This is a genomic window from Kamptonema sp. UHCC 0994 (assembly GCF_029167235.1).
Lineage (GTDB): Bacteria > Cyanobacteriota > Cyanobacteriia > Cyanobacteriales > Microcoleaceae > Kamptonema.
This window is the reverse complement of the sequence record NZ_JARFTR010000250.1, coordinates 1-7,730: the sequence shown is the minus strand read 5'-3', so window position 1 is coordinate 7,730 and position 7,730 is coordinate 1. Positions and strand designations below refer to the sequence as shown.

At 42.1% G+C, this 7,730-nt stretch carries 5 protein-coding genes; 1 reads left to right on the top strand and 4 read right to left on the bottom strand.

Features of this window, described 5'->3' with window-relative positions:
• Positions 1-91 precede the first annotated feature (91 nt).
• From PY364_RS22190 to PY364_RS22175, 4 genes are all read right to left on the bottom strand, one after another.
• Positions 92-1,051 (bottom strand): RluA family pseudouridine synthase, encoded by a 960-nt coding sequence (locus PY364_RS22190; RefSeq protein ID WP_275526351.1) that lies wholly within the window; start codon positions 1,049-1,051, stop codon positions 92-94.
• A 47-nt stretch (positions 1,052-1,098) separates the two neighbouring features.
• Positions 1,099-3,012, bottom strand: coding sequence for a TolC family protein (locus PY364_RS22185; protein ID WP_275526350.1), 1,914 nt, complete (start codon positions 3,010-3,012; stop codon positions 1,099-1,101).
• Positions 3,013-3,145: 133 nt separating this feature from the next.
• Positions 3,146-4,318 (bottom strand): ABC transporter permease, encoded by a 1,173-nt coding sequence (locus PY364_RS22180; RefSeq protein WP_275526348.1) that lies wholly within the window; start codon positions 4,316-4,318, stop codon positions 3,146-3,148.
• 72 nt (positions 4,319-4,390) lie between these two features.
• Positions 4,391-5,917, bottom strand: a complete 1,527-nt coding sequence (locus PY364_RS22175) for an efflux RND transporter periplasmic adaptor subunit (protein WP_275526346.1) — start codon at positions 5,915-5,917, stop codon at positions 4,391-4,393.
• Between the two features lie 485 nt (positions 5,918-6,402).
• Here PY364_RS22175 and metK point away from each other — a divergent pair, with 485 nt between their 5' ends.
• Complete coding sequence (gene metK / locus PY364_RS22170) at positions 6,403-7,662, top strand: methionine adenosyltransferase (protein WP_275526344.1); 1,260 nt, start codon at positions 6,403-6,405, stop codon at positions 7,660-7,662.
• The last annotated feature ends 68 nt before the right edge of the window (positions 7,663-7,730 follow it).

Genomic DNA, 7,730 nt, shown 5'->3' with positions numbered 1-7,730 from the left:
CTGGCGGTGACTTTACCGCCAGGATGGCGGCGTTACGGATAGTTTTACGTAAGTCCTACCTGACTTAAAAATCGATTGGACAGGAATTTTACTATACTCCCGCACGCCGCCGCAAAACCTCTAAAAGAGTATTAAATTGAGCGGGTAAAGGTGCGATCGCTTCTATCAATTCACCCGAAACTGGATGCTCCAACTTTAATCGCCATGCGTGTAGTGCTTGTCCTGTCAAATTTACACCAATATCATGATTTGAACTGTAAACTGGATCGCCAACAATAGGATGCCCTATTTGGGCCGCGTGTACGCGAATTTGATGAGTGCGACCAGTTTCTAACTGGAAGTGTATCAACGTATAATTACCCAATCTTTCTTGAATTCGCCAGTGAGTGACAGCAGAACGACCGCCTTTTTCTATAGTGACTACAGCCATTTTTTTGCGGTCTACAGAATGTCGCCCAATGGGTAAATCTATTGTACCATTTTCGGTTTTTAGTGTGCCATAAACAACACCTAAATATTCGCGTCTGGCAGTTTTAGCCTTTAATTGAGCTTGTAAATGTTGGTGAGCAAAATCAGTTTTTGCAACTACAATCGCTCCACTGGTATCTTTATCTAATCTATGCACAATTCCCGGCCGCAAAACTCCCCCAATTTCTGCTAAGGGACAATGAGCCAAAAGCGCATTTACTAAGGTTCCCCCTGGATGTCCGGCGGCGGGATGGACGACTAAACCAGCAGGTTTGTTAATGATAATTAGGGATTCGTCTTCGTAGAGAATATCTAGGGGAATAGCTTCTGGCTTCAAATCTAAGGGTTCAGCGTCAGGAATAGCGATGTGAATGCGATCGCCATTTTTTACATTTTCTTTTTTGGAAGTACAGATGAGATCGTTGACTGTAACATTGCCTTGTAGTATCAGATTTTGGATGCGCGATCGCGACAAATTTGGTAACTCATTGGAAAGCCAAAGGTCTAAACGCTGCATAAGTTTTGATTCTGTAGGCTTTCCAATATCTTCAACTTGGATAAAAATTGACGATTCACTATTCATATTCAATCCGATAACAACTAACAATTAACAAGCAAAAACTAACAAAATCATTTATTTTCAATCATAACCTGCCAAGTATCCAAAGTAGTACCTATTATTTTATCGAGGTTTGTCAAAGCATTTAGATAGTTGATTCTAGCATTAAGTTCCGCATTCCTAGCATCTATTAAAGCATTCTGAAAAGTCACAATATCAATACTCCGAGAACTACCAACCCCCAACCTCCTTTTATCTTGCTCTATTTCTAATTGCCGCTCCGCTAACTCCCTTGACCTCTGTGCTAATTCCACTTGTCTCAGATTCAAATTTACATCTCTAATTGCATTTCTTACCTCAACTTCCAGCTTTTGATTTCGCTCCTTTAAATCATTTTCAGATTTTAATAGGTTAACACGACGGCGCTGAAACTCTTGCTCTATTCTCCTATTTCCAAATTCATGAGTCAAAACCAAACCCGCCCTCACCTCAGAGTTGCTGTCTGAAAAATTACTAGCATTATTATTATAACTTGCATTCACGCCCAAATTCCATTTTCGATTATTTTCCGCTACCAATAAGCTATATTTAGCGATTTCCCGGTTGAGTTGTGCTTGTAAATAATCAGGACTATTTGACAAAGCTAATTTTATAATATTATTAAAATCCAGAGGCTTTTCTTCCTGGGGAGTAACTTCTACTGCAATAATATTCAGATTGCGATCTAAGTCTAGAATTTGCAGCAGTGCTAATCTTGCTCTCTTCAATTGCTCCTCACTAGCTAATACTGCTACTTCTTGATCGGCTACAGCTTTTTCACTTGTGAAAATCTCAACTTTTGCTAGTCTTCCTGCCTCAATTAAAGCCTGATTAATCTCCAATTGCTGACGGGCAATTTCGAGAGAACTTTGTGAAATCTTAACTTGTTCTTGAGCTTTAATTAACTCTCGATAGGATAAGATTGCAGAGGTAATTGTATCAATTAGTGTCGATCTTAAAGTTAAAATATTTATTTTTTCATTAAGGCGAGCAATCTCAATAGGTGCTCTATTGACAGCAACTCCAGCTCCCCTTAAAAGAGGTTGATTGAAACTTAGTTGTAAATTTTGACTTAAGGAGCCTTCGCTATTAATGCCAAAACCATTAGCATCTTGCCTTTGTCTTTGAGCGGCCCATGAAAAGCCTATCTCTCCTCCACTGGGAATTTTAACAGAAACCTTTGCTGATAAATCAACTTCGCCAGTAGCAGCACTTTCACCACTTCTCAAACGAAGTGCTGACACTGATACTTGCGGTGTAAAAATAGGTACAAATTGACCTTCTGCTACGGCTAAATCTTGTTTTTGGGCGATGCGTTCGAGGTATTGATTTTTGATATCTCTATTGTTTTCTAAACCTAAAAATACAACTTCCGATAGCGTCAGCTCAACTCCTGGTTCATCTTCTATTGATTGCTGTTCAATAGTTGGCTTTGGGCTACTTTCAGGTGTTGGTTCTACTGTTTTTTCTGGATTCTTTATGGCTTCAGAAATTACTATTGATTCGGGTTGAATTGGAAGGTTTTGAGTTATAGTAGAAGTTGTTAATATTTGGGAATCTGGATTTGGGGATTGGGAATTAGGAATTGATGACTGTTTGATTTTACTTGTGGGATTTTCGCCTGGGGATTGGGTAATAACTATTCCCTGGTTTACTGTTACCGTTTCTCTCTGATTTTGGGGTTTGATTATTGTCTGATTTGGCGGTATATTTTGGATAGATGGAAAAATTTTTTTAGTTGGAAGTGGCAAGATTTTAGCCACGCTACCAGATTGAGAGCTAACATCAGTTTTAACTGTTGAACTAGACTTAAAAGCAACAGCAAGTATAGCCAATAGCCCACAAGTTGCCAGCATAACTAGGCTCAAACGAAATATCCAAGGAATCTCGTAGCGAGGAGGGTAATCGTTATTTTGGAGATAATCTTTGTCCTGCTGCTCAGTCATGCTAAATCAAGTGAATGAAGAAGGAAGAAAAGTATCCGTAACGCCGCCATCCTGGCGGTCAAATAACCGCCAAGATGGCGGCGTTACGTAAGTAATACGTAAGTTCTATTTATAACTATTTCCAAACAGATAGCTACCCTTGACGTAATGCTTTCACAGGATCGAGTTGACTAGCTCGTAAAGCCGGGAGAAATCCAGCTCCCACACCCACTGCTAATGCAGATCCTAAAGCCAAAACCGCTGTATGGCTGTCAAATTTATAAGGTAACTTAAAAATATCAGCAACCACACTGGTCAACCCATGTACCGTGATAATAGCAGCAATTCCGCCTACTAAACTTAGAATAACTGCTTCTAAAATAAACTGCAACATTATATCCCGCTGAGTAGCCCCAATCGCCCGCCTCAAACCAATTTCTGGAGTCCGTTCTGTCACAGCGGCGATGGTAATATTCGCAATGCCAACCCCTCCCACCAGCAGCGAAATTACCCCCACCGCCAATAATCCCCGCGAAGCAAGTTCCAGAGTTTCTTGCTGCTCCAAAATTTTTTTGACATTATTCCAAACATAAACCTCTGCCTTGGGAAAGCGCTGCTTCAAAACCTTTTTTGCCTGCTTTTCCATCTCTTTAATATCTTTAAGATTGTAAGGTCGCACCGAAATTGACTGAATCCTCTGGCTACCTGTCATCGCTTTGTAAAGCGACATTGATACCAACATTTCACCTTTTGGTTCGCCAGAAATGCCTTGCTTGCTCTCTATTACGCCAACAACAATGTAAGGTCTACGGTCAGCATAAATACGCTGACCTACAGGTTCCGTACCACCTTTAAAAAGTTGTGTCGCCAGCACTTCATCAATTACCACTACAGGTCGATAGTTAGCAAAATCATTATGAGAAAAAAAACGCCCCGCCATTAATTGTAGCCCTGATGTCAGTAAATGATCTTGAGAAACAGCGAAGATATTAGTTTTGGCTTCTTCAGTCTGAAATATAACTTTTTCGTTATAAGCAAACATATTTGATGTGCTAATCGCCTGAATGCCATTCAGCCGATGCCGCAAAAATTTCATATCTTCTAACTTCAAACCCAAACTATCCCACATAAAAAGTTGAAGTTGAGGCGCTTCTCGTTTAGCTAACTGATTGGCAATTATGGCGCGGCTAATATTTCCCACTTGCAGCGTTGCGCTGACAGCAGCTACACCCATAAAAACTCCAACTGTAGTTAAGGCAGAGCGTAAAAGATTGCCGCTTAGGGAAAGGCAGGTAAGGCGGAGAAGGTCAACAGGAGAAAGGCTCATAAGTAATGAATAATTAAAAATTATTTTTGGGGTAATTAAGGATTTGAGCTAATTTGCTGATACTATTTAATTTTATTCCTCATCTTCGCCCTCTGTTTTTTCTTCCTTTTTGTCCTTTTTAGTTGTTTTTTCTTCTTGAATAGGAGTTCCTGGCTTTAAAGAAGGTTCAGGAGGAGGGATGGCAACAGTATCGCCTGGCCGCAAACCGGAAGTTATTTCTACCTGCGTTAATCCTTCTAAACCTAATTTAATTGGTCGTTTCTGAGCTTGACCTTGACTGTCACGAATCCACACAAAAGGCTGAGACTCCGATCGCACAATTACCTCTGTATCTAAAACTACTACCTTCTGGCGTTGCTGCAAAATGATCTCTACATTTACTTGACTTCCGGGAATTAAAGTACCGCTTGGAGTATCGAGTCTTACTGTTGCTGGAACTGTTGCTTGACCACCTTGATTAGAGCGGTTATTGCTACTATTATTTTCGCCGCTACCAGCTAGAATAAACAAGCTTTCTACCCTTCCTGAAAACTGCTTAGAATTGGGGCCGATAATGCTGATGCGAACGGATTGATTGGGTCTAACTTTAGCAGCATTGAGCGTAGAAAGCTGTAGTTTTACGAGTTCTTGTGACGGATCGCCTAATGTCAAAAGTTCGGTTCCCCGCGCTACTCCGTCGCCATTTTTAACCTTAATATCAAGTACCTTACCATCAATAGGTGCAGTTACAATATTATTTTTTAGCTCCTCTTCTTTTTCTCGATAATCCAGCAAAGAAGTTTGGAGATTGCGGCTATTTGTGCTAACTTCTAACTGAGCTTGTCTCACCTCTGACTCAGCAGCAATGACTTTTTCCTCAAGTTGTTGCTCTTTGTCTCTTCGCTTAATTTTCAGACTTTTGAGTTCGAGCAGATCCGTGTTAATTTGAAACTGTGCATCTCGTAGGTTGGCTTTAGCAAGGCGAATTTGATCTTGTTGCGATCGCACTTCATTTTCAGCAATATAACCCTTGTCAAGCAATGCTTTCTGATCGACGAGTTTCCGCTCAGCAGCAGCCAAATTTTCCTCAGCTTCAATAACTTTTTTGCGATTATTGGCTAAGGTAAGTTCTTGTTTTTGAATAGCGAGCAATTCGTCATTTCGCACGGATCTATAATATTGAAGTGTTTCTTTAGCCATACTTAGCTTTGTCTGGGCTTCTAAGAGTTTTTGGCGTAAATTTTCTAAGGTGAGTTTTTCCTTTTGAATTGCTAACTCTTGCTTGCCGAGAATTGTTTCTTTTGCGGGATTGCGAAGCGCGATCAAGCTCTGGCCAGATGTAACGCTTTGCCCTATTTGTACTAACACTTCATCAACGGTAACGTCAAGAGGTGATTTTAGAGTTTGTTGACTCCCAAATTCAATAGTACCACTTTCATTAATCGTATCTTCAATATTGCCAATTTTGACGGGGAGCAAGCGCACTTCTACGGGTTCGGGAGGTCGATTTTGATATAAGCCGTAGGCGAATAATCCGCCGCCAATACTTAGAGTGAGAAAACTAGACCAAAGTAGCCATTTTACTCCTGTTTTGAAACTATTTTTTTCTTTATATTTCACTTTCAAATCCCCCCTGCAAACTGTAAATATCAGGACTTAGGAACTAACTACGATTTTTTTCATTGCCAGCCAAGGTAAGCAATCTCAAACCATAATTTTTTCCGATCGCGGCGTAAATCCTGAATACCTGAAATCGAACGCTCGGTTTTGCCTTTCTCCAAAAACTAATCCTCTACTTTTGGCGGACGGGTTGCGAAAATAGGATTGCAGGGTGGCACAATCTGAGTATTCAGGTTTTCAGGAACCACCTGTAACATTCACTGCGTCTGTAGGTCTGTCTGATTAATACCAATGTCAATAGTAGTGTGAATATCGGCAGAAAATCCAATGCGACTTTTGAGAATTAAACTTTTTGCGGTTTTATCCCAAAAAGGTTATCCTCAAGAATACCCGCGCTTTAGACCGGGGAGTGTCAAAGTAGTGTGACTTTGAAGCTAAGTTCAACTGCCTGCTCAAACTAGCCCTCATCAAAGGAGGAACTATTCTTGTCTCGCCGCTACCTGTTTACCTCTGAATCTGTTACCGAAGGCCATCCCGATAAAATCTGCGATCAAATTTCAGATACTATCTTAGATGCCTTATTGACGGAAGACCCCAAAAGCCGCGTGGCTGCCGAAGTTGTCGTCAACACAGGCTTAGTGCTGATTACGGGCGAAATTACGACCAAAGCCCAAATAAATTACATAGAATTAGCTCGCAAGAAAATCGCTGATATTGGCTACGTCCATGCCGATAATGGTTTTTCTGCTAATAGCTGTTCGGTGATAGTGGCCCTAGATACCCAATCTCCCGATATTGCTCAGGGTGTCAATACAGCCCACGAAAGTCGGGAACAAGCTAGTGAAGAGGAATTGGATGCGATCGGTGCTGGCGACCAAGGTTTGATGTTTGGCTTCGCTTGCAATGAAACGCCGGAACTTATGCCTTTGCCAATTAGTTTAGCGCACCGGATTTGCCGCCAATTGGCGGCGGTGCGGAAAACTGGTCAGTTGTCCTATTTGCGGCCCGATGGCAAAAGCCAAGTTACTATTGCCTACGAAGATGGGAAGCCGGTGGGAATTGATACGATTTTGATTTCTACCCAGCACACGGCTGCGATCGGCAATATTGTCGATCCCGCCGCTGTCCAAGCAAAAATTAAGGAAGACCTTTGGGCTGTGGTTGTACAGCCCATTTTTGCTGATATTAGCGTTAAGCCTGATGCCAATACTCGTTTTCTTGTCAACCCCACTGGCAAATTTGTGGTGGGCGGGCCCCAAGGAGATTCTGGACTGACGGGACGCAAAATTATTGTGGATACCTACGGCGGCTATTCCCGTCATGGTGGTGGCGCTTTTTCAGGGAAAGACCCCACGAAGGTAGACAGGAGTGCGGCTTATGCGGCTCGTTATGTGGCGAAGAATATTGTGGCGGCTGGGTTGGCCTCTAAGTGTGAAGTGCAGTTGAGTTATGCGATCGGGGTGGCTCGTCCTGTGAGTATGATGATTGAAACTTTCGGCACTGGTACGGTGGATGACGATCTGTTGTTGGAGGCGGTGAAGAAGCTTTTTGAACTGCGTCCAGCGGGAATTATCCAAGCGTTTAATTTGCAGCATTTACCTGTTGAAAGAGGTGGCCGTTTCTATCAGGATGTGGCAGCTTATGGTCATTTGGGCCGTACCGATTTAGATTTGCCTTGGGAGCAAACTGATAAGGCTGTACTGTTGAAGGAAGCTTTGAGTGAGCTTTCGGTGGTGGCTGGTTAGTAAGGTTTTAGGGCGGGTATTTCCCGCCCTGCGCGTTGTAACGCCGCCCTCTGGGCGGTATTTTACCG